Source organism: Mycobacterium sp. TY815 (assembly GCF_030755135.1).
Lineage (GTDB): Bacteria > Actinomycetota > Actinomycetes > Mycobacteriales > Mycobacteriaceae > Mycobacterium.
Map to the genome: position 1 here is coordinate 1,223,127 of NZ_JAUFRX010000002.1, position 23,445 is coordinate 1,246,571.

18 protein-coding genes are annotated in these 23,445 nt (G+C 66.1%); 7 read left to right on the forward strand and 11 right to left on the reverse strand.

The features are described 5' to 3' along the window. Nucleotides 1-11: 11 nt before the first annotated feature. Nucleotides 12-2,270 carry a helicase-associated domain-containing protein gene (locus QXK92_RS25095; protein WP_306246096.1) on the forward strand — a complete coding sequence of 753 codons (2,259 nt, stop codon included), beginning with the start codon at nucleotides 12-14 and terminating at the stop codon, nucleotides 2,268-2,270. A gap of 83 nt (nucleotides 2,271-2,353) precedes the next feature. Continuing rightward, a complete protein-coding gene (locus QXK92_RS25100) occupies nucleotides 2,354-4,003 on the forward strand; it encodes a DNA repair helicase XPB (protein WP_306246098.1) in 1,650 nt (549 codons plus the stop codon). 71 nt (nucleotides 4,004-4,074) lie between these two features. On the opposite strand, the gene QXK92_RS25105 is transcribed toward QXK92_RS25100, so the two are convergent. After that, complete coding sequence (locus QXK92_RS25105; RefSeq protein WP_306246099.1) at nucleotides 4,075-5,220, reverse strand: thiolase family protein; 1,146 nt, start codon at nucleotides 5,218-5,220, stop codon at nucleotides 4,075-4,077. A 1-nt stretch (nucleotide 5,221) separates the two neighbouring features. After that, nucleotides 5,222-5,650, reverse strand: a complete 429-nt coding sequence (locus QXK92_RS25110) for a Zn-ribbon domain-containing OB-fold protein (protein ID WP_306246490.1) — start codon at nucleotides 5,648-5,650, stop codon at nucleotides 5,222-5,224. 146 nt (nucleotides 5,651-5,796) lie between these two features. On the opposite strand from QXK92_RS25110, the gene QXK92_RS25115 reads away from it, so the two are divergent. Continuing rightward, complete coding sequence (locus QXK92_RS25115) at nucleotides 5,797-7,692, forward strand: serine/threonine-protein kinase (RefSeq protein ID WP_306246101.1); 1,896 nt, start codon at nucleotides 5,797-5,799, stop codon at nucleotides 7,690-7,692. 4 nt (nucleotides 7,693-7,696) lie between these two features. Further along, nucleotides 7,697-9,580 carry a serine/threonine-protein kinase gene (locus tag QXK92_RS25120; RefSeq protein WP_306246103.1) on the forward strand — a complete coding sequence of 628 codons (1,884 nt, stop codon included), beginning with the start codon at nucleotides 7,697-7,699 and terminating at the stop codon, nucleotides 9,578-9,580. On the opposite strand, the gene QXK92_RS25125 is transcribed toward QXK92_RS25120, so the two are convergent. Beyond that, entirely contained in the window at nucleotides 9,577-10,560 is a 984-nt protein-coding gene (locus QXK92_RS25125; protein ID WP_306246105.1) for an LLM class F420-dependent oxidoreductase, read from the reverse strand. The two genes, QXK92_RS25120 and QXK92_RS25125, sit on opposite strands and share 4 nt — an antisense overlap. Nucleotides 10,561-10,698: 138 nt before the next feature. Between QXK92_RS25125 and QXK92_RS25130 the strand changes: the two genes are divergently transcribed. Beyond that, a complete protein-coding gene (locus QXK92_RS25130) occupies nucleotides 10,699-11,562 on the forward strand; it encodes an LLM class F420-dependent oxidoreductase (RefSeq protein WP_306246107.1) in 864 nt (287 codons plus the stop codon). A gap of 75 nt (nucleotides 11,563-11,637) precedes the next feature. Here QXK92_RS25130 and QXK92_RS25135 read toward each other — a convergent pair whose 3' ends face one another. From QXK92_RS25135 to QXK92_RS25145, 3 genes are all read right to left on the reverse strand, one after another. After that, the gene (locus QXK92_RS25135; RefSeq protein ID WP_306246109.1) at nucleotides 11,638-13,782 is read right to left on the reverse strand and encodes a 3-hydroxyacyl-CoA dehydrogenase NAD-binding domain-containing protein; all 2,145 of its coding nucleotides are present in this window, start codon (nucleotides 13,780-13,782) and stop codon (nucleotides 11,638-11,640) included. 15 nt (nucleotides 13,783-13,797) lie between these two features. Beyond that, complete coding sequence (locus QXK92_RS25140; RefSeq protein WP_306246110.1) at nucleotides 13,798-15,009, reverse strand: acetyl-CoA C-acetyltransferase; 1,212 nt, start codon at nucleotides 15,007-15,009, stop codon at nucleotides 13,798-13,800. A gap of 114 nt (nucleotides 15,010-15,123) precedes the next feature. Continuing rightward, nucleotides 15,124-15,285 (reverse strand): hypothetical protein, encoded by a 162-nt coding sequence (locus QXK92_RS25145; RefSeq protein ID WP_306246112.1) that lies wholly within the window; start codon nucleotides 15,283-15,285, stop codon nucleotides 15,124-15,126. On the opposite strand from QXK92_RS25145, the gene QXK92_RS25150 reads away from it, so the two are divergent. Further along, entirely contained in the window at nucleotides 15,275-16,447 is a 1,173-nt protein-coding gene (locus tag QXK92_RS25150; RefSeq protein WP_306246113.1) for a pyridoxal phosphate-dependent aminotransferase, read from the forward strand. The two genes, QXK92_RS25145 and QXK92_RS25150, sit on opposite strands and share 11 nt — an antisense overlap. On the opposite strand, the gene QXK92_RS25155 is transcribed toward QXK92_RS25150, so the two are convergent. The 4 genes from QXK92_RS25155 to QXK92_RS25170 are packed head-to-tail and all read right to left on the reverse strand — an operon-like array spanning nucleotide 16,416 to nucleotide 18,964. Continuing rightward, nucleotides 16,416-16,883, reverse strand: coding sequence for an SRPBCC family protein (locus tag QXK92_RS25155; RefSeq protein WP_306246116.1), 468 nt, complete (start codon nucleotides 16,881-16,883; stop codon nucleotides 16,416-16,418). The two genes, QXK92_RS25150 and QXK92_RS25155, sit on opposite strands and share 32 nt — an antisense overlap. 38 nt (nucleotides 16,884-16,921) lie before the next feature. Beyond that, on the reverse strand, nucleotides 16,922-17,377 hold the full coding sequence (locus tag QXK92_RS25160) for an SRPBCC family protein (protein WP_306246118.1): 456 nt from the start codon (nucleotides 17,375-17,377) through the stop codon (nucleotides 16,922-16,924). A 57-nt stretch (nucleotides 17,378-17,434) separates the two neighbouring features. Beyond that, nucleotides 17,435-18,514 (reverse strand): CaiB/BaiF CoA-transferase family protein, encoded by a 1,080-nt coding sequence (locus QXK92_RS25165; protein WP_306246120.1) that lies wholly within the window; start codon nucleotides 18,512-18,514, stop codon nucleotides 17,435-17,437. 6 nt (nucleotides 18,515-18,520) lie between these two features. After that, complete coding sequence (locus tag QXK92_RS25170; protein WP_306246122.1) at nucleotides 18,521-18,964, reverse strand: SRPBCC family protein; 444 nt, start codon at nucleotides 18,962-18,964, stop codon at nucleotides 18,521-18,523. Nucleotides 18,965-19,030: 66 nt separating this feature from the next. On the opposite strand from QXK92_RS25170, the gene QXK92_RS25175 reads away from it, so the two are divergent. Next, nucleotides 19,031-20,698: an alpha-keto acid decarboxylase family protein gene (locus tag QXK92_RS25175; protein ID WP_306246124.1), complete on the forward strand. Its 1,668-nt coding sequence runs from the start codon at nucleotides 19,031-19,033 to the stop codon at nucleotides 20,696-20,698. On the opposite strand, the gene QXK92_RS25180 is transcribed toward QXK92_RS25175, so the two are convergent. Beyond that, entirely contained in the window at nucleotides 20,693-23,377 is a 2,685-nt protein-coding gene (locus QXK92_RS25180; protein ID WP_306246126.1) for a cellulose binding domain-containing protein, read from the reverse strand. The genes QXK92_RS25175 and QXK92_RS25180 overlap by 6 nt on opposite strands. Nucleotides 23,378-23,445 lie beyond the last annotated feature (68 nt).

A 23,445-nucleotide genomic window follows, 5' to 3' on the forward strand; every position in this document is an offset into this window, starting at 1 on the left:
CTTGATCAGCAATGACCGAACACACCCCGGATATCCCGCTGGGGTCCTGGCTGGCCGACCTGCCCGACGAGCGGCTGATCCTGCTGTTGGAGCTGCGCCCGGACCTCGCCCAGCCGCCGCCCGGCAGCATCGCGGCGCTGGCCGCACGCGCGCAGGCGCGTCAGTCGGTCAAGGCCGCCACCGACGACCTGGACTTTCTCCGCCTGGCAGTTCTGGATGCCCTGCTGGTGCTGCACGCCGACGCCGAACCGGTCCCGGTGATCAAGTTGACGACCCTGATCGGCGAAATCGCTCCGGAGGCCGATGCCACGGCCGCGCTGGACGACCTCAAGAATCGCGCCCTGGTGTGGGGCGGCACGGCAGTGCGGGTGGCCGCCGACGCCGGAAGCGCCTTGCCGTGGCATCCCGGGCAGATCACGCTCGAGGACCGCACCCATACCGGGGAGCAGATCGCCGCCCTGATCGCCGAGGCCGACGATGCCCAACGCGACGTCCTGGAGAAGCTGCTCGAAGGCTCCCCGATGGGACGCACCCGCGACGCGGCCCCCGACGCGCCGCTGGACCGCCCCGTGCCGCAACTCCTGGCCACCGGCCTGCTGCGGCGTATCGATGACGAGACGGTGATCCTGCCCCGCCATGTGGCGCAGGTCCTGCGCGGCGAGACTCCCGGGCCGTTGCAGCTGACCGAACCCGATCCGGTGGTATCGACTGTCGCGGCGGCCGACGCCGACGCGGCAGCCGCGGGCGCCGTCATCGACCTGCTTCGCCAGGTCGATGTCCTGCTGGAGAACCTCAGTACCGCGCCGGTTTCCGAGCTCCGCAGCGGCGGGTTCGGTATCCGCGAACTCAAGCGGCTGGCCAAGGTGACCGGAATCGAGGAACCCCGTCTGGGCCTGATTCTGGAGATCGCCGCCGCGGCAGGGCTGATAGCCAGCGGCATGCCCGATCCGGAACCGGCACACGGCGAAGGACCCTACTGGGCGCCGACGACGACAGCCGACCGGTTCAGCACTCTGTCCGCTGCCGATCGCTGGTACCTGCTGGCCACCACGTGGCTCGACCTGACCTGCCGGCCGACTCTGATCGGCAGTCGCGGTCCGGATGGCAAACCGTATGGCGCGCTGTCGAATTCATTGTTCTCCACTGCCGCTCCGCTGGACCGCCGATTGCTTCTGACGCTGCTCGCCGGGCTGCCCGGCGGCGCGGGTGTGGATGCGAAGTCCGCGTCGGCGGCCTTGATCTGGCGGCGGCCACGCTGGGCCCGGCGGCTGCAGCCCGAGCCGGTCGCCGATCTGCTGGACGAAGGCCACGCGTTGGGGCTGATCGGCCGTGGGGCGATCAGCACGCCGGGGCGTGCACTGCTCCAGGACCACGATGATCCGGGTGTGGTCGTCGACGCGATGACTCGGGCACTGCCCAAACCCATCGATCACTTCCTGGTCCAGGCCGACTTGACCGTCGTGGTGCCGGGTCCGCTGGAACGCGACCTGGCTGATGACCTGGCCACTGTCGCCACCGTCGAATCGGCCGGTGCGGCAATGGTTTACCGGGTCAGCGAACAGTCGATCAGGCACGCTCTGGATATCGGTAAAACCCGCGACTGGATGCAGACCTTCTTTGCCGAGCACTCGAAAAACCCTGTGCCGCAAGGACTCACCTATCTCATCGACGACGTGGCCCGCCGGCACGGTCAGCTCCGGATCGGGATGGCCTCGTCGTTCGTGCGCTGCGAGGACCCGGCACTGCTGGCGCAGGCGGTGGCGGCGCCGGCCACCGAGGGCCTGCACCTGCGGGCGCTGGCACCGACGGTCGCGGTGTCACCGGCAACCATCGCCGAGGTGCTCGCCGCACTGCGCACGGCGGGATTCGCTCCCGCCGCCGAAGACTCCACCGGCGCGATCGTCGACGTGCGCACCCGCGGCGCGCGAGTGGCCGCGCCGCCGCAGCGCCGTACCTACCGGCCGGTCCCCCGCCCCAGCCCTGAAACGCTGAACGCCGTGGTGGGGGTACTACGCAAGGTCACCGCGGCCCCGTTCGGGAATATCCGCGTCGACCCTGCGGTTTCCATGTCGCTGCTGCAGCGGGCCGCCAAACAACAGGACACCGTCCTCATCGGCTACCTCGACGCCGCGGGGGTGGCCACGCAGCGGGTGGTGTCCCCGATCGTCGTCCGGGGTGGCCAGCTGGTGGCCTTCGATTCGGGGTCCGGGCGGATGCGTGACTTCGCCATCCACCGCATCACGTCGGTGATGTCGGCGGACGACGGATAATGAACCCGACGCGTGCCGGCGACGACGCAGAGGGGAGCGACGTGGGAGTACCACCCGCTTGCGGGAAAGAGGAGCGACGCTAGATGACTGACGGGCCCTTGATTGTGCAGTCCGATAAAACGGTGCTGCTCGAGGTGGATCATGAGCTGGCCGGCGCGGCGCGCGCCGCCATCGCTCCGTTCGCCGAACTGGAACGCGCGCCCGAGCACATCCACACCTACCGCATCACGCCGCTGGCGCTGTGGAACGCACGCGCCGCCGGCCACGACGCCGAGCAGGTGGTCGACGCACTGGTCAGCTTCTCCCGTTATGCCGTGCCGCAACCGCTGCTGGTCGACATCGTCGACACCATGGCACGCTACGGCCGCCTCCAGTTGGTCAAGCATCCCGCGCACGGCTTGACGCTGGTGAGCTTCGATCGTGCGGTTCTCGAAGAGGTGCTGCGCAACAAGAAGATCGCGCCCATGCTCGGTGCCCGCATCGATGACGACACGGTCGCCGTACACCCCAGCGAGCGCGGCCGCGTCAAGCAGATGCTGCTCAAGATCGGCTGGCCCGCAGAGGACCTCGCCGGTTACGTGGACGGTGAGGCACACCCGATCACCCTGGAACCCGACGGGTGGGAGCTGCGTGACTACCAGCAGTTGGCCGCCGACTCCTTCTGGGCCGGCGGCTCGGGCGTCGTGGTGCTGCCCTGTGGGGCCGGCAAGACGCTGGTCGGGGCGGCCGCGATGGCCAAAGCACAAGCGACGACTCTGATTCTGGTCACCAATATCGTGGCGGCCCGGCAGTGGAAGCGCGAGCTGGTGGCGCGGACGTCGCTGACCGAGGACGAGATCGGCGAATACTCCGGGGAGCGCAAAGAGATTCGGCCCGTCACCATCTCGACCTATCAGATGATTACGCGCCGCACCAAGGGCGAGTACCGGCACTTGGAGCTGTTCGACAGCCGCGACTGGGGCCTGATCGTCTACGACGAAGTACACCTGTTGCCGGCGCCGGTTTTCCGGATGACCGCCGACCTGCAATCCAAGCGCCGACTGGGCCTCACCGCCACGCTGATCCGCGAAGACGGCCGCGAAGGCGACGTGTTCTCCCTCATCGGGCCCAAGCGGTATGACGCGCCGTGGAAAGACATCGAGGCCCAGGGCTGGATCGCACCGGCCGAGTGCGTCGAAGTGCGGGTCACCATGACCGACAACGAGCGGATGATCTATGCCACAGCCGAGCCCGAGGAACGCTACAAGATCTGTTCGACGGTGCACACGAAAATCGCGGTGGTGAAGTCGATTCTGAAGAATCACTCCGGTGAGCAGACGCTGGTGATCGGCGCCTACCTCGATCAGCTCGACGAACTGGGTGCCGAACTCGGTGCCCCGGTGATTCAGGGGTCGACCAAAACCCGGGAGCGCGAGGACCTGTTCGAACAGTTCCGGCGTGGTGAGATCGCGACCCTGGTGGTGTCCAAGGTGGCCAACTTCTCCATCGACTTACCGGAAGCCTCTGTCGCAGTCCAGGTTTCGGGCACCTTCGGATCACGCCAGGAGGAAGCACAGCGGCTCGGCCGATTGCTGCGCCCCAAGGCCGACGGGGGCGGTGCCATCTTCTATTCAGTGGTCGCACGCGACAGCCTGGATGCCGAGTACGCCGCACACCGCCAGCGCTTCCTGGCCGAGCAGGGCTACGGGTACATCATTCGCGACGCCGACGACCTGCTGGGCCCGGCCATTTAGGACCGCGAGCAGACGCAAAATCTCCTCGGAACGAGTGCTCCACGGGGATTTTGCGACTGCTCGACAGGAGGCTAGAGCGACAGAATGGTTGCCGACGCGGTTCCCGGCGCACCGTACACCTGCGCCAGCCCCACCCGCGGGTTGCCCGGCACTTGACGTTCACCCGCCTCCCCGCGGAGCTGGCGCACCAACTCGTGCATCTGCCGTAGTCCGGACGCGCCGATGGGCTCACCGTTGGCGATCAGACCCCCGTCTGTGTTGACCGGGATCGAGCCGTGGATCTCGGTGGCGCCGTCGGCAACCAATTTCTCCTGTTCCCCGTCGGCGCACAGACCCGTCTCGGCCATGTGGATCACTTCAGCGCCGGCATCGGTGTCCTGTAACTGAGCCACGTCGACGTCCTCGGGTCCGATGCCCGCGGCCTCGTAGGCGGCCTGGGCCGCATAGACCGTCGGCGACGCGTCACCGTCCAGCGGAGCGAACGTGGCGTGCACCTCGTACGCACCGTAGCGGCGGGTGCGAATCTCACAGGCGCGCACATAAACCGGCTTGTCGGTGTACTTGTGCGCCATATCGGCCCGGCACATGATGACCGCCGCGGCGCCCTCGTCAGGGGCGCAGAACATGTATTGCGTCAGCGGATAGTTGAGCACCGTCGAGTTGAGGATCTCTTCCTCAGGAATAGCCTTGCGGCGGAATGCATTCGGGTTGATCGCACCGTTGCGGAAGTTCTTGGCGGCGACCTTCGCCAACGTCGCCTGAGAGATGTGGTGGTCGTGCAGGTACTTGTTGGCTTTCATGCCGAAGAACTTCGTGGTGACGAACTGCCCGTTCTGCGCATACCACTGCGGCAGTGCGAGTTTCGCGGGATCGTCGGTGAACGCACCGCGCGGGTGCTTGTCCAAACCGATCGCGATCCCGAGGTCGTATTTGCCCAGCCGAATGGTGTCGGCCGTCTGTTGAATCGCGCTGGCCGCGGTGGCACAGGCGTTGAAGACGTTGGTGAACGTGATGCCGGTCAGGCCCACCAAGCGGGTCACCGCGTCCGGGTTGGACACCTCGTGACTGCCGCCGAACCCGAATTGGATGTCCTGCCACGCGACGCCGGCATCGGCCAGCGCAGACTGGATCGCCTGTGCACCCATCTCCATCGCGGTCTTGTCGAATCTGCCGAAGGGGTGCAGGCCCACGCCGATGATGGCGACATCGTTGGTCATCTCATGCTCCTGTTGTTGCGACCGGCTGGAACGCGAAGGTCATGACGTCAACACCGTCGTCGTCGCGGTTCAGCGGCACCATGGTGAGCTCGACCTCCTGCCCGAACTGCAGCTTGGCCGGATCGTTCTCGGTAAGCCTGCCTTCCACCCGGATCACGTCCCCGAGCTGCACCAGGCCCACCCCGAACGGCACGAAGTCCTTACCGGTCGGCCCGGCATAGGGGGCGCCGGGCGGGAAACCCTGGGTAGTCCACGCAACCAGCGTGCCGCGACGGGGCAGCAGTACCTCGGTCATCTCGCCGCGACTGCAGCGCGGACAGAACTGCTGCACCGGAAACGTCGTGGCACCGCAACCGCCGCAGCGACTACCGATCAGCTGGGGGTTCTCGTCGGGCCAGGCGGAGATTTCAGGGGCCAATGCCTTCTGCATCGAGGGTCCTCCGTCGAGCACGAGAAAAATCGAACTCACCCAAAGGTACAACAGCATTCCGCAAAAGTGGAAATCACATTCTCATCCCGGCGGATAAGACAACTCGTTCGGTGCCGTCGGAAATTGACACCCACTACGATTTGGCCATGTCTTTAGAGGTTGGCCAGGTATTCGCCGGATACACCATCCTGCGAGTGCTGGGCGCCGGCGGGATGGGCAGGGTCTACCTGGCGACGCACCCGCGCCTGCCGCGCGAGGACGCACTGAAAGTGCTGCCCGCCGAGTACACCGATGATCCCGAGTACCGAATGCGCTTCGCCCGCGAAGCCGACGTGGCCGCGGGCCTGTCGCATCCGCACATCGTGCGGATCTACGACCGCGGCGAAAATGACGGCCAGTTGTGGATCTCGATGGATTACGTGCCGGGTACCGATGCCTCGCATCTGCTCCACGAGCGCTATCAGAGCGGTCTACCCGTCGACGAGGTGATCGCCATCATCTCCGCCGTCGCATCCGCACTGGACTACGCCCATCACCGCGGCCTGCTGCACCGCGACGTCAAACCGGCCAACATCCTGCTCACCGAACCCGACAACGTCCAGGGTCGCCGGATCTACCTCGCCGACTTCGGTATCGCCCGCCTCATCGACGACGCTTCCGGCCTGACGGCCACCAACGTGGCGGTCGGCACGGTGGCCTACGCGGCACCCGAGCAACTCAAGGGCGATCCGGTCGACGGCCGAACCGATCAATATGCGTTGGCCTGCACAGCCTTTCACCTGTTGACCGGCGCTCCGCCCTTCGCCGACACCAACCCCACGGTGGTGATCACCCAACACATCAGCGCACCCCCGCCGTCCATCGCCTTACGCCGGCCCGAGTTGTCCTCACTGGACCCGGTCTTCGCCATCGCCATGGCCAAGGACCCGAACGGCCGTTACAGCAGCTGCAGCGATTTCGCTCTGGAACTGAGCAAGCACCTTGCAACGCAGGACTACGACACCCCAATCAACCTGCACGCCAGGCAAACTCAGCCGTCAATTCCCATGCTTGCAGCGCACGAGCCGGAGTCGAAAAGCTGGGTCCGGCGGCCTGCCGTGTTGATCGGCGCCCTGGTGGCCGTCGCGCTGCTGCTTGTCGGCAGCGTCTTTGCCCTCAGCCGGTTCACCAGCAGCCGTAAGCACACGGCCGCACCGCCGGGATCGTCGACGGCGGTGCCCCAGGGCACGTCTGCGGCTGCACAAGGCCCGTTCACCGGGACATACCGCGCCGATTTCGGCCCGGCCACTCTCCTGGACGGCGAATCAGTTCCGACTGCGCAACCCACCACGGGCACCTACGGTGTGCGCTCGATGTGTGGAGGCGCCGGCTGCGTGGCAACGGCTTCGCGCCTGAAAGGTGAAAGAGCCTTCGCTTCGACCATGGTGTTCGACCAGCTGGGCAGCAGCTGGGTGGCGGTGGTCCTGTCGACGCAGCCCTGCAAGGCCAATACCGTCGAGATCTGGGAGGTCTTCACGCTGGAGGCGCGTCCCGACGGAACTCTGGTCGGCGATCAAACGCGCACTGCCCGGAACAATTGCCAAGAGCGGCGTACCGTGACCTTCACCCGCACCGGCGATCCACCTGGCGGACTCCCCGACCCGGCGACTTTGCCGCCGCGGGTGCCGTCAATGGCCGAGGCTTTTCGCGGCCACTATCAGCAGACCCTTACGTTGCCGGGCCAAGGTCCTCAGCAGAAGGGCGATTCGGCGGTCGTCACCAATTGCCTGCGTACCGGTGATCGGTGCATGAGCTACTTCCACACCGGATCGGGCGATGTCCCACTGATTTTCGCAGGCGGCGGCTGGACATGGGACGAGGTGAGCAGCGGCAAGTGTCCGGACGGGAGTCCGACGACGCTGCGCATCAGCGCCACTTTCCCGCTGCCGCAACCACCGGCGGATCCGCTGCCGTCGCTGCCGGGCCGCGGGCACTGGGCGCAAACCGGCACGTGCTCGACCGACGTAGATTTTGACGACACGTTCACTCGGACAGGCGATTAGCAGCGTGTCCCTGGATGTCGGCCAGGTGTTCGCCGGATACACGATCCTGCGCGTACTGGGAGCGGGCGGCATGGGCACGGTGTATCTGGCCACACATCCGCGACTGCCGCGCGAGGATGCTCTCAAGGTTCTCCCGGCGGAGTTCGCCAACGATGCGGAGTATCGGGCGCGATTCACCCGCGAGGCGGACCTGGCCGCGGGCTTGTCCCATCCACACATCGTCGGGGTTCAGGACCGGGGCGAATTCGACGGCCAGTTCTGGATCTCGATGGATTACGTGGCCGGTACCGATGCGTCCCGGTTGCTGAAGGACCGGTACCCCTCGGGCATGCCCGCCAATGAGGTGTTGACCATCATCGACGCGGTCGCAGCCGCGCTGGATTACGCGCACGAACTCGGGTTGCTGCACCGCGACGTCAAACCGGCGAATATCCTGCTGGCCGAAGCCGACGGGCAGGACCGGAGGGTTTATCTGGCCGACTTCGGCGTCGCGCGTCGCATCGACGATTCGGCCGGGCTGACCGAGACCAATGTGGCGGTTGGCACCGTCGCCTATGCCGCGCCCGAACAACTCAGGGGTGATCCGGTCGACGGTCGAGCGGACCAATATGCGCTGGCGTGCACGGCCTTTCATCTGCTGACGGGTGCGCCACCCTACCCGGACGCCAATGCCGCGGTCGTCATCACCCACCACCTGTACGCTCCGCCCCCGTCCTTGGGATCGTCCGACGATGAGCTGAGCAAGCTGGATCCGGTCTTCATGCGCGCGATGGCCAAACAACCGTCCGACCGCTTCGCCACCTGCAGTGAGTTCGCCGCCCAATTGCGCAGGCACTCCGAGGCTGCCCCCCGGATCAATGCACCGGACCACCTCGTCACCGCCCCGATCGAACGGCCGCCGCGGAAATCACCCCGTGCTCTGATCGCCGCGCTGGTCGCCGTCGTGCTGCTTATCGGTGGCGGTGTTTTCACCGGCGTGAAGCTCATGCACAGGCCGGCCGCCGTCGCCTCCACGCACACTACTTCCGCCACCACGTCGACCGCGCCGGCGAGCACGCCGACCACGACCTCGGCCGCGCCGCTGACTCCTGGCCCGTTGAATGGCCGCTACAAGGCGGATTTCGGCGCCGCCACCGATCTCGACGGCAACGGCCACGGTGCGGGGCCGGCCACTGTCAGCTACGGCCTTCGCTCGGCGTGCAGGGGCGCCGAATGCGTGGCGACGGCCGAATCTCTGGGTCGGCCCAATGATTTGGCCAAGACGATGGTGTTCGACGAGGTCGGCGGCCGGTGGCTGGCGGTGGCGCTGATCACCGATGAGTGCCTTTCGAGCAAATCCGAGTTCTGGCTGGCGTTCTCCCTGCAATTGGGCCCCGACGGAACGCTCTCCGGCGAGATGACCCGCACCAGCGTCACCAACTGCCGGGACAAGCGGCCGGTAACACTCACCCGCACAGGCGATCTCGACGTCGACACGGTGGCCGACCCGGCCACCGTCACACCGCGGGTGGCGTCACCGGCCGAAGCGTTGCACGGCCGCTACCAGGTGCTGCGAACCTATTCCGCGCCCATCCCCACTCAGCCCGCGGACTCCGCCGTCGTCACCGACTGTCTGCGCACCGGCGAACGGTGCATGAGCTACTTCCACGGGGCGGCAGGCGACCAACCACTGGTCTACCAGAACGGCACCTGGGCTCTCACCGCGAACGCCGACTACCCGTGCCCGAAGGGAGGCACACTGCATTTCAGTGTCATCGCGGAGTTTCCGCTGCCACAGCCGCCGCAGAATCCCATCGAGCGACTCACCGGGCACGGGCGCCAGGAGCAGACCGGCCTGTGCGGGGTCAACGCGGCCTTCGATCAAACCTTCACCCGCACCGGAGATTAACTCAGCGCGGGAATGACCTCACGTTCGAACAACTCGATACCGGAGCGGTCGTACGCGGCCTCAGGGAAGTAGCAGATCGCGTATTCACAGCCGAGATCGCGGACCTTGGTGAGCCGCTCGATCACCTGCTCGGTAGTGCCCATCGCCGAATCCGGCATGCCACCCACCATCGAGTCCGCCACCGCGTCCGGCACATAGCCGTTCAGGCGGCCGCGAACCTGCTGCTTGCGGTCATTGACGTCGGCTTCCGAAATGCCCACCACGGCGGTGAAGTTGGCCGACCGCACGATCGCGTCGTAGTCGGTGCCGAGCGTGCGGCAGTGCTCGGCCAGTATCTGCGACTTGTGGGCAAATGCTTCGGGCTCCGGGGTGAAGTTGGTGTACTGCGCATACTGGGCCGCGATGCGCAACGTCACCTTCTCGCCCCCGCCGGCGATCCACAGCGGAATGCCATTGGCTTGCAACGGCTTCGGCGCAACGATCGCGCCGTCCACCTGATAGTGCTTGCCCTCGAAGCTCACCTTGCCGTCGCGCCAGGCGTCGCGCATGATCTGGACGCCCTCGTCGAGGCGTGCCAGCCGCACACCGGCTGACGGGAATCCGTAACCATAGGCACGCCACTCGTGTTCGTACCATCCGCCACCGATGCCCATCTGAACGCGGCCGCCGGAGATGATGTCGGCGGTGGCTGCCACCTTGGCGAGATAGACCGGGTTTCGGTAGCTCATCGCGGTGCACATCTGGCCCAGCTTGATCCGCGAGGTGACGGCGGCGTAGGCCGACATCAACGACCACGCCTCGTGGGTGGCCTCATCGCTGGGCAGTGGCACGGTGTGGAAGTGATCGTAGACCCATAGCGAATCCCAGGCGCCGCCGTCGGCGTAGGTGGCCAGATCGCGCATCACCGCCCAGTGCCGCTCGGGTTCGATGCCAACGAGATCCATCCGCCAGCCTTGCGGAATGAAGAGACCGAAGCGCATAGCGTGACTCTAACCCCGCGGGACCTCGCCGCCGCACTCGACGTGGATCGCCTTCGACGCGCCGAATCACCGGACGGCCGCGTTTGGCACCATGGGACAGGGGTCGCCACGATAACCGCGGACGAGAGGGTGGACTGAATGGAACTGTCCGGTATCGGAATCTGGAGCAGCCAGTTGCGCTACGGTGACGCATCCGAAGCCGCCGATGCTGCAGCGGAATTGGATGAACTCGGGTTTCCGGCGCTCTGGATTCCAGACGTGGGCGGACCGGTGCTCAAGGCCGTCGAGAGCCTGCTGGCGGCCACCAAGAGCACCGTGATCGCGACAGGAATTCTGAACCTGTGGATGCACTCGTCCGACGATGTCGCCGACGGTTATGCGCGACTCGTCGCCGAACACGGGAACCGGTTCCTGCTCGGCATCGGGGTCAGCCATGCGCCGCTGATCGATGCCAAAAACCCGGGCCGTTACCGCAAACCGCTGGCCGCGACGGCGTCGTTCCTGGACGGACTCGACGCGGCAGCGCAACCCGTGCCCGCCGAGGTGCGGGTGCTGGCCGCGCTCGGGCCCAAAATGTTGGAGCTGTCGGCCAAGCGTGCCCGCGGCGCTCACCCCTATCTCGTCACGCCCGAACACACTGCCACGGCGCGCGCCACATTGGGGCCGGGCCCGCTGTTGTTGCCAGAGCAGACCGCAATCCTGACCGACGACGCCGACACGGCGCGCCGCATCGGAACCGATTGGATCCGGGGCTATTTGGCGATGCCGAACTACGCGAACAACCTGCGCCGCAGCGGGTTTTCCGACGACGACCTGACCCAGATCAGCGATCGGCTACTCAATGCGATCATCGTGTGGGGCGACGAAGAGGCGATCTTGCGCCGGGTCGCAGAGCATCACTCGGCCGGTGCAGATCACGTCTGCGTTCAGGTGCTCGACACCGATCCCAAATCGTTCCCCCGGGAGCAATGGCGCCGCCTGGCCGCCGCCATCTCGGCGTAGCGACGCGCGAGCCGAGCACCTGACAGACGCGAAAACCCCCGAAACGCCGTTGTTTCGGGGGTTTCGCTGCTGAACCTAGGTCAGCGAGTCCGGCGGCAGGAAGCGGTCGCCGTACTTCTCGGCCAGCTCGCGGGCGCGGGCCACGAAGGCCTCCTTGCCCCGGCCGAGCGGACCCTCGTAACCGACGATGTACTGCGCGCTACCACCGGTCCACGGCGGGAACCCGATGCCCATGATCGACCCGATGTTCGCGTCGGCCGTGGTCATCAGCACGTTCTCGTCGAGGCACTTCTGGGTTTCCAGCGCCTCGGCGAACAGCATCCGGTCGATCATGTCCTGCAGCGGCAGCTCAACCGAACCCGACTTGAACGTCTCCCGCAGGCCCGGCCACAAACCGGACCGCTTACCCTCGGGGTACTCGTAGAAGCCGGCGCCCTTGAGACGGCCCGACCGTCCGACCTCAATCATCTTCTCCACCACGGCTTCTGCCGGGTGCGGCTCATACTTGCCGCCGGCGTCCTCGACACCCTTGCGGGTAGCGACCGCGATCTTGTGCATCAGCTCCAGGTTGAGCTCGTCGGAGAGCTGCAACGGCGGCGCCGGGTAACCGGCCTGCGAACCCGCCTGCTCGATGCTGGCCGGCTCGACACCCTCGCCCAGCATCGCCAGCGCCTCGTTGACGAAGGTGCCGATCACGCGTGAGGTGAAGAAGCCGCGGCTGTCGTTGACCACGATCGGGGTCTTGCCGATGGCCAGCGTGTAGTCGAACACCCGGGCCAGCGCCTCGTCAGAAGTCTTCTCGCCCTTGATGATCTCGACCAGGGGCATCTTGTCGACCGGCGAGAAGAAGTGGATCCCGATGAAGTCCTCCTGCCGCTTGACGCCGGTCGCCAGACCGGTGATCGGCAGCGTCGAGGTGTTCGAACCCAGCAGCGCGTTGGGCTCGACGATGTCCTCGATCTCCTGGAAGACCTTGTGCTTGAGCTCCTGGCTCTCGAACACGGCCTCGATCACGAAGTCGACGCCCTTGAAGTCGGCGGGGTCGGCGGTCGGAGTGATGCGCGCCAGCAGCGCGTCGCTCTTCTCCTGCGTGGTGCGGCCCCGCTCGAGCGCCTTGGCTTCCAGCTTCTCGGAGTAGCCCTTGCCCTTCTGCGCGGCCTCGATGCTGACATCTTTGAGAACCACGTCGTAGCCGGCCTTGGCCGAGACATAGGCGATACCAGCGCCCATCATGCCTGCGCCGAGCACGCCGATCTTGTTGATCTTGACCGGCTCGATGCCATCCGGGCGAGACTTGCCGGCGTTGATGGCCTGCAGGTCGAAGAAGAACGCCTGGATCATGTTCTTCGATACCTGGCCGGTGACCAGCGTGGTGAAGTATCGGCTCTCGATGCGGCTGGCCGTGTCGAAGTCCACCTGGGCGCCCTCGACCGCGGCCGACAGGATCGCCTTCGGCGCCGGCATCGGCGCACCCTTGATCTGCTTACGCAGCAAGGCGGGGAACGACGGCAGGATCGACGCCAGCGCCGGCGACGACGGGGTGCCGCCGGGCATCTTGTAGCCCTTCTTGTCCCACGGCTGTTCGTGGGAGTCCGGGTTGGCCTTGATCCACGCCTTGGCGGCCGGCACCAACTCCTCGACCGTCGGCAGCAGCTCGTCGATCAGACCCAGCTCCTTGGCCTTGGCCGGCTTGAACCGCGTGCCCTGCGACAGGATGTTGACGAAGGCATTCTGGATGCCGAACATCCGGACGCTGCGAGTCACACCGCCGGCACCCGGCAACAGACCCAGCGTCGCTTCGGGGAAGCCGAACTGCGATCCCTTGACGTCGGCCGCGATCCGGTGGTGGCAGGCCAGCGCGATCTCCAGGCCGCCGCCGAGCGCGGCGCCGTTGAGGGCTGCCACGACCGGCTTGCCCAGAGTCTCGATCGTGCGTAACTGCTTCTTGACGTTCTCAACCAGATCGAATGCCTCGCCGGCATTCTCCGGGCCGATCTGGATCATGCTCTTGACGTCACCGCCGGCGAAGAAGGTCTTCTTGCCGCTGGTGATCACCACGCCGGTGATCGAATCCTTCTCGGCGACAAGACGATCCACCGCCTTGCCCATCGACTCGATGTAGGCCTCGTTCATCACGTTGGCCGACCCCGACGGGTCGTCCAGCGTCAGGGTGACGATTCCGTCGGCATCCTTGTCCCACTGAATTGTGTTGTCGGACATTCTACTTAAACCCTCTCAGACTCGTTCAATGATCGTCGCGACACCCATGCCGCCGCCAATACACAGCGTCACCAACGCGCGCCGGGCGTTACGGCGCTCCAGCTCGTCGACCATGGTGCCGAGAATCATGGCGCCGGTGGCACCCAGCGGGTGACCCATGGCGATCGCGCCGCCGTTGACGTTGAGCTTCTCGTCCGGGATGTTGAGGTCCTTCTGGAACTTCAGCACCACTGAGGCGAAGGCCTCGTTCAGCTCGAACAGGTCGATGTCGTCGACGGTCAGGCCGGCGCGGTCGAGCACCTTGCGGGTGGCCGGGGTGGGGCCGGTCAGCATGATGACCGGGTCGGCACCGCTGGTCGCGGTGGCAACGATGCGGGCGCGCGGGGTGGCGTTGATGGCCGCCCCGGCCTTCTCGTTACCGATCATGACGAGCGAGGCGCCGTCGACGATGCCGGAGCTGTTGCCACCGGTGTGAACGTGGTTGATCTTCTCGACATAGTGGTACTTCTGCAGCGCCACATCGTCGAAGCCACCCATGGCCGCGAGGGCCTCGAAGGCCGGCTTGAGCTTGCCCAGGCCTTCCTTGGTGGTGTCCGGGCGCATGTGCTCGTCGTGGTCGAGGATCAGCAGGCCGTTCTGGTCGCGGACCGGCACCACGGACTTGGCGAAGTAGCCGCCCGACCACGCCTCGGCAGCCTTCTCCTGGCTGCGCAGGGCGTAGTTGTCCACGTCGTCGCGGGTGAAGCCCTCGATGGTGGCGATCAGGTCGGCGCCGATGCCCTGCGGAACGAACATCACGTCGTAGTTGGTGGCGGGGTCGAGGCCCATGGCGCCGCCGTCGGATCCCATCGGCACGCGGCTCATGGACTCCACACCACCGGCCAGCACCAGGTCGTCCCAGCCCGAGCGCACCTTCTGCGCGGCGGTGTTGACGGCCTCGAGGCCCGATGCGCAGAACCGGTTGAGCTGAACGCCGCCCGAGGTGACGGGCATGCCGGAGGCCAGCACCGCGGCGCGGGCGATGTCACCGCCCTGGTCGCCCACGGGTGAGACACAACCCAGGATGACGTCGCTGATCAGGTTCTCGTCGAGGTCAGGGTTGCGCTTGCGCAGCTCCTCGATGAGGCCCACGACCAGGCTCAGTGGCTTGACTTCGTTCAGCGCGCCGTTGCGTTGCTTGCCGCGCGGCGTGCGGATGGCCTCGTAGATGAAGGCTTCTTCGGACATGTCGGTTTCCTGTTCCAAAAAGGGAGGGTTTGGATCCGTCTTAAAGAGTAGGTCCAGGAAAGGAACACTAACAGGGGCCTCGGCCAACCTGTTGGTTGGGAGGGAGTCCGCAGGTCAGGGTGCTGGACGCGCCGACGCACCTGGCGCGAACGTGAAGCTGGCCGCACGCTCGGCGCCGAACGTGAAGCTGGCCGCACGCTCGGCGCCGAACGTGAAGCTGGCCGCACGCTCGGCGACCGGCGAGCTCCCAATAAGCTCGACCACCATGACGGTCACGCGGCTGCAGCCCTACGCGACCACGGTGTTCGCCGAGATGTCGGCGCTGGCCGCGCGGATCGGCGCGGTGAACCTCGGCCAGGGCTTTCCCGACGAGGACGGTCCTCCCGCAATGCTCAAGGCGGCGCAGGACGCCATCGCCGCGGGGGTCAACCAGTATCCGCCCGGATTGGGTATCGGGCCCCTGAGACAGGCCATCGCCGCACAGCGTCGCCGACGTTTCGGTATCGAGTACGACCCCGACGCCGAGGTGCTGGTGACGGTCGGCGCGACGGAGGCTATCGCCGGCGCTGTCCTCGGACTGGTGGAACCCGGGTCGGAGGTACTGCTGATCGAGCCGTTCTACGACTCCTACTCACCCGTGGTGGCGATGGCCGGCGCCCACCGGGTCACGGTGCCGCTGGTAGCCGACGGCCGCGGTTTCGCCCTGGACGCCGACGCACTGCGCCGCGCGGTCACACCCCGCACCAGGGCCCTGATCGTCAACTCGCCGCACAATCCCACCGGGGCGGTACTGAGCGCGTCCGAGCTGCAGGCGATCGCCGAAGTCGCGGTGGCCGCCGACCTGCTGGTGATCACCGACGAGGTCTACGAGCACCTGGTCTTCGACAACCACACCCATATACCGCTCGCCGGGTTCGACGGCATGGCCCAACGCACCGTCACCATTTCGAGCGCGGCCAAGATGTTCAACTGCACCGGTTGGAAGATCGGCTGGGCGTGCGGTCCGGCACATCTGATCGCCGGTGTGCGCGCGGCCAAGCAGTACCTGAGCTATGTCGGCGGGGCGCCGTTCCAACCGGCGGTGGCGCTGGCGCTCGATACCGAGGACGAGTGGGTGGCGACCCTGCGCAATTCCCTGCAGGCCCGGCGGGATCGGCTGGCAACGGGGCTGTCCGATATCGGTTTCGGCGTTCACGACAGCTACGGCACCTACTTTCTGTGCGCCGACCCGCGACCGCTGGGCTACGACGACAGCTCGGCATTCTGCGCGGCGCTGCCGGAGAAGGTCGGTGTGGCGGCGATCCCGATGTCGGCCTTCTGCGATCCGGCCGCCAAACATGCCGACCTGTGGAATCACTTGGTGCGCTTCACCTTCTGTAAACGTGAGGACACCCTGGATGAGGCGATCAGCCGCCTCGGCGCGTTGCGGGAGGGCTAGCCGCGCTTCCCATCACCCGGCGCCGCAGTCCCTCGGTCGCCGCGTCGAGGATTTTCTTGCGGGCCCGGTTGACCAGAAATTCGGGTAGCGGCGCAGAAGGTTCGACGGTGATGGTGAATCGCACCCTCGTCTTCTCGTCACCCTCGCGACTCAGGTTGTATTCGCCGTGCTGACCGTGTTGCTGCTTGGTTTTCTTGGCATCCCACACGACCCAGTCCGGGCCCCAGTGGTACTCGAGTAGTTCGCGGTCCAGGATGCCGACGACCTTGATGGCGACCTTCACGTAACGGGGCCGGCCGTCCGGCCACGTCTCCACGACTTCGGCCCGCTTGTGCACCGACGACCACGACGGCACCGCCTGCATATCGGCCAGCGCGTCGATGATGACGTCCGGCGGTGCGTCGATAACGACTTCAGTCGATGCTTGAATGGCCACTGTCGTTCAAAATAGCAATCATCGGCCGGTCAGAAACGTCACTTTTCGTCCTGATCCGACGTGTCGCCCATGACGCGCTTCTGCAAGCCCTTGGCCGCGGCTTCCAGAATCTGCTCACTCGCCCGTCGGACGATGAATCCGGGGATCGGGCCCGATGGTTCCACAGTGACGTCGAACCGAACCCTTGTCTTGTCGAGACCTTCTGGCGTCAGCTTGTATTCGACGTGTTGACCGTGTTGCTGGAAGGTCTTGTCGGCATCCCAGCACACCCAGTCCGGACCCCAGTGGTATTCGAGAATCTCCTTGTCGACCAGGCCCAGAATCTTGACCGTCGCCCGCACGTGGTGTGGCCGCCCGTCGGGGTAGTAGTCGATCACTTCCACGCTTTTGTGCAGCGAGGACCACGACGTCAGATTGCTGACGTCTGCCAGCGCCTCCATGATCACTTCCTGGGGCGCATCAATGACGAATTCTCGCGACGCTTTTACAGCCACCGACTTCAAGCTAGCAACGCCGCGGCTAACCCGGATACGGTTCAGGCAAATACCTTGTTACCAGCCTATTTCGGTGAGTGCTGTCGTCTGCGCCGGCGACCGCCCCACTGGCGGGGCCGGCGTCCTGGAGAACCGCGGTGCCGGCGCGGCCTGCTCGACGCCGTGCGCAGTGATCACCGTCGACCGACCCGTCAGATGAGCGTCGCACGCGGCTTCGGCCCAGTTCAGCACGGGTGTCACGCAGGCATCGGTGCCGGCGAAAACCGCGGTCCACTCGTCGCGGGTGCGGCTGGCGAACTTCTCGGTGAACAACTCCCGCATCCGCGGAAAGGAGCCGGCATCGAGTTGCGCGGGCACCTCGTCGGCTGACAACCCCAGGCCGGCGAGCAGCGCCGCAAAGAACTGCGGCTCGATGGCGCCGACGGCCATGTACTTGCCGTCGGCGGTCTCGTAACACCGATAGAACGGAGCACCGCCGTCGAGCAGGAACGATTCGCGCTCGTCGCGCAGCGCGCCGGTCGACTTCATCGTCCACATCATCTGGGCGAGCACGCTGACGCCGTCGACCATCGCAGCGTCGATCACCTGCCCGAGGCCCGAGCGCTCGCGCTCATAGAGCGCGGTCACGATGCCCAGCAGCACCAGCATCGAACCGCCGCCGAAATCGGCCACCAAGTTCAGCGGCGGCATCGGCGGCCGGTCCCGATAACCCAGCGCGGACATCGCGCCGGTCTGGGACAGGTAATTAATGTCGTGGCCCGCCGTCATCGCCAGCGGCCCATCCTGCCCCCAGCCGGTGATGCGCGCATAGACCAACCGGGGATTGACGGCCCCGCACTCCTCGGGGCCGACGCCGAGACGCTCGCAGGTGCCCGGCCGGAAGCAGTCCAGCAGCACGTCGGCCTTGGCCGCTAACTCCAGCAGTACGCCGGGCTGCGTCTTGACGTCGAGGTCGACGATCCGCTTTCCGCGGTGCAGCAGGTCACGGTCTTCGGCCGGCATCTGCAAGCCACCTGGCCGGCGAACCCTGACAACATCCGCGCCGAGATCGGCCAACACCATCCCGGCATGCGGCCCGGGACCGATGCCGCCGAGCTCAATGACCTTGACCCCGGCCAGTGGCCCCCCGCCAACCACAGTCGGCTACTTGCCCTTCTTCACCTTCAGCACGCGTTCGCGCAGATCCTTGGTGGCCGAATCGATCGTGCCCTTCACCGCCCGCTTCAAGACGAACCCGGGCAGCGGCACGTTCGGGTCGGCGAGGAGATCGAACTTCACCAGCGTGGAGTCACCCTTGGGCACCAGGACATATTTTCCGTCCTGGGCCTTCTGCTGGGCAGAGCTGACGAGTTCCCAGCTCACCTCGTTGTCGCTCCACGTGTAGGCCACGACTTGCTCGTCGGTGATCCCGGCGACTTTGACCTTCATCTTGACCTTGCTGGGCCGCCCGTCGGCGCCCGTCTCGAGTACTTCTGCGCTCTGATGCGGCTCGGACCACTCGGGCATCGCCTCAAAATCAGCGATGACATCCAGGATCTCCTCGGGACTGGCTTCGATGACGATCTCGCGGGATTCTTTGATTGCCATGGCCCGCACGATATCGCGGGCAGCGCCCGGCGGGAATAGGCTCTTTCCAGGCGTACCGTCGTTTCCGTGACTGATCCCGCATACACCGTCGGCGATTATCTTCTCGACCGCCTTGCCGAACTCGGCATCTCAGAGATCTTCGGCGTTCCGGGCGACTACAACCTGGCGTTCCTCGACCACGTCGTGGAACATCCGAAGCTGCGCTGGGTCGGCAACGCCAACGAACTCAACGCCGGCTATGCCGCCGACGGCTACGGACGCCTGCGCGGATTATCGGCTGTGGTAACGACTTTCGGTGTCGGTGAGCTTTCGCTCGCCAACGCCATAGCCGGCAGCTACGCCGAACACGTGCCCGTTGTCCACATCGTCGGCGGGCCGTCGAAAGACGCGCAGGCCACCCGCCGTGCCCTGCACCACTCGCTCGGCGACGGCGACTTCGAGCACTTCCTCCGGATAAGCCGCGAAATCACCTGCGCTCAAACCAATCTCATGCCGGCGACCGCATGCCGGGAGATCGACCGGGTGTTGTGCGAAGTCCGGGAACAGAAGCGTCCCGGCTACATCCTGATGTCCACCGATGTGGCGCGCTTCCCCACCGAACCCCCGGCCAACCCGTTGCCGAGCAACTGCGGCGGCACTAGTCCCCGCGCGTTGTCGATGTTCACCGAGGCCGCCGCCAAGCTGATCGGTGACCACCAACTGACGGTACTTGCTGACCTGTTGGTGCACCGTCTGCAAGCGGTCGACGAACTCCAATCCCTTTTGGACGCAGACGTTGTGCCGCATGCCACGCTGATGTGGGGCAAGAGCCTGCTCGACGAAAGCTCGCCCAACTTCATGGGTATCTATGCGGGCACGGCCAGTACCGAGCGGGTCCGCACGGCCGTCGAAGAGGCGCCCGTGTTGGTGACGGCGGGGGTGGTGTTCACCGATATGGTCAGCGGCTTCTTCAGCCAGCGGATCGACCCGGCTCGCACCATCGACATAGGCCAGTACCAGAGCAGCGTGGCCGACGAAGTGTTCGCGCCCCTGGAGATGAGTGCCGCACTCACCGCGCTGACGGCGATCCTCACCGAACGCGGAATCACGTCGCCGGCCGTCCCGGCACCGGCGGACCCGCCACCGGCGCCCATGCCCGCGCGTGACGAGCCACTCACCCAACGAATGCTGTGGGACAGGCTCTGTGCGGCACTGACGCCCGGGAACGTGGTGCTGGCCGATCAGGGCACGTCGTTCTACGGGATGGCCGACCACGTGCTGCCTCAGGGGGTCACCTTTATCGGCCAACCCCTGTGGGGCTCAATCGGTTACACGTTGCCGGCAGCCTTCGGCGCGGCGGTGGCGCATCCGGAGCGCAGGACGGTGCTGCTGATCGGCGACGGCGCGGCGCAGTTGACCGTGCAGGAACTCGGCTCCTTCTCCCGCGAAGGACTCTCGCCCGTCATTGTGGTGGTCAACAACGACGGTTACACCGTCGAACGTGCGATCCACGGCGAAGCCGCCCCCTACAACGACATTGTCGGCTGGAACTGGACTCAGGTGCCGGCCACCCTGGGGGTGGCCGACCACCTCGCGTTCCGGGCGCGAACCTACGGCGAACTCGACGACGCACTCACCGCGGCGGCCGAGCACCAGGACCGCATGGTGTTCGTCGAGGTGGTGCTGCCGCGACTCGAAATTCCGCCGCTGCTGGGCCAACTCGTGGGAAACATGCACCCGGCGCCGCGCTCATAACCGGGACGCGCCTTCGATCTGCTCGAAGATCTTCGAGAACTGGAACGGCGTCTGCACAATCCCACTTCCGTCGACTGCATCGACAGCACCCAACGTGCCCGAAACGTCGCGTGGCAACTCCCACATGGACAGTTCGCCGATGTGGTTCTGCACTGCGAAGGTGGTCAGCTTCTGGGCGTCGGCCAGGGTGAAGATCTCCAGCGGGTCGTCGTTGATTCCCACCAGTGGCGTCACCCCGAGCATCGACCAGGCCTGCTGGCTCGACATCGACGGGTACAGCGTCATCAGTTGACCGTGGGTGGCCGTCGCCGCGTCGATCGCGTACTGACCCATGCCCGGATTTCCGGCCTGGTCGAAGCCCGGACCGTAGTCCATGGCCATGATGTTCACGTGTGAGATGTTCACGCCGTTGGCGGTAGCGGTCTGCAGCACGTTCAATCCCCCGCCCTGCCCCGGGACCAAACCGGTCGGCAGCACCGGGAGGGTGTAGGAGACGGACACGGGTGTGCCGTTGGCCGCCATCTGCTGCTGCAGCAGGGCGATCGCTTTCGACTGGGTCGACATCGCTTGCGTGTTGCCCTGCAGGGCGCCTTCGACGTCGAAGTCCAGGTTGTAGATGTGATAGGTGTTCACCACCGACGCGTACTGCTGCGCAAGGGCAGCCGGGGTCTGACCGCTGACTGCGGACAGGTCGGTGCCGAATGCGCCACCGAACGAGAGGGTTCCGGTGATGCCGGCGCTACGCATGCTCGCGATCTGGTTGTCGATGAATGCACTCTGCGAGCCGCCCGTGACGTCGTATGCGGAGTAGCCACCCCAGGCCGCGTGGCCTGAGGGGTCGGCATTGATGAACGCAAGCGTCGCGTGGGTGACGCCGTTCTGCGCAGCGGTTGCGAAGTCGTAGCCGTTCGGCCCGGGCCACAGCGTGATGTCGACATACGGCGAGTACACGCCGGTGCCGGTCGTTCCCCCGGTCGGCGTGCCCCCAGTGCCGGTCGTTCCCCCGGTGCCGGTCGTTCCCCCGGTGCCGGTCGTTCCCCCGGTCGGCGTCCCGCCGGTCGAGGTCCCGCCGGTCGAGGTCCCGCCCGTCGAGGTCCCGCCGGTCGAGGTCCCACCGGTCGGGGTGCCACCCGTCGACGTACCGCCGGTCGCGGTGCCCCCTGCGCCGGCGACCGGCTGTCCGTTCAGCAGCAGGTTGGTGGGCGCAGAATAGGAGCCGGTCTGGGTCGCCTGGAACCCGACGGTGACCGAGCCACCGGGAGCGATCGTCTGGGTCCACGACTCGGGGGTCACGGTGTAGTGCGTGCCCGAGTGCGCGAGTTGACCGCTCCAGGCGCTGGTGATGGATTCATTTGCGGGCAAGTCGAATTGCAGTTGCCAGTTGGTCACCGGTGCGGTGCCGGTATTGGTGATCTTGTAGTCGGCGATGAAACCGTTGTCCCAGTGCGAGGTTGCGGCGTAGGTCGCCGTCAGGCCAGTGCCGGCAGAGTTGGTTCCGCCACCCGTCGTTCCGCCGGTGGTACTCGTACCCGTGCTGCCGGTGCCCGTACCGGTGCCGGCGCCCGTGCCCGTCCCGGTCCCCATGCCGGTTCCAGTTCCGGTGCCCGTCCCCGTGCCGGTTTCCGTTCCAGTTCCGGTGCCCGTCCCCGTGCCGGTCCCCGTTCCGGACCCTGTCCCGGCTCCCGCGCCGGTTCCGGTGCCTGCGCCCGTCCCGGACCCGGTGCCCGTGTCACCGACCGGGTGACCGTTCACCAGGAGATTCGTGGGCGGCGAGTACGACCCCGAGTGCCCTACCTGGAATCCGACATTCACAGAACTTCCGGGGGCAATAGTGCCGTTATAGGTTTCCGGCGTCACCGTGTACTGGGTGCCCGATTGCGACACGTGCCCGTTCCACAAATTGGTGATGGATTCATTTTCAGGCAGGCTGAATTGGAGCTGCCAGTTGCTCATCGGGGTAGTCCCCGTGTTGGTGATCGTGTAATTGGCGACAAACCCGTTATTCCACTGCGACGACGTCGCATACGTGGCGGTGAGGCCCCCGCCGCCGGCCGCGGTCGTCGCTGCACCGGCCGTCGCCACCGATGGCGTAGTGACGGCTGTCGCCGCCCCGGCAACCGGTGTGCCGGCGCCATTCACTCCCGTGCTCGCAGCAGTGCCGGCAGATATGGCGGCGCCGGCCGCCCCAGCGGTGCCGGCGTTCGGTGTTGCGGCGCTCGACGAAAGCGGTGTCGACACGCTCGCGCCCGCGGCCGGCGAGCCCGCACTCACCTGCGCTTTCGCTGCCTCGGCCGGTGTCGACGCGGCCGCGGCGGCACTACCGCCACCACGGCCGGTCGCGGCGTTCACGGCGCCGGCCACCTGTTGGCCCAGGCCCCGCAGCAAGGACGCACCGTCCGCCTCGGTACTGGCGTACGCCCCGGCGGCGCTCGTCAAGCCCTGCGCTACGCGGGCACCGAACGCCGCGGCTTCGCCGCTCAGCACCTGGTACTCGAGGGCATGGGAGTTGAACAAGCCCGCGATCGCTCCGGACACCTCATCGGCAGCAGCCGCCAGTATCCTTGCCGTGGGCGCCGCCACCGCGTTATTCATGACACTTAAATTAGAACCGATTTCTGAAATAGAATTAGCAGCGAACGCCAGCGCTTCCGGCGTTGTTAGCAGGTATGACATGCCCATCTTCCTTGATCACGTGCCAATAACTTATTTATAACGAGAACATCACAAGGAGAATTGCGGACGCGCCA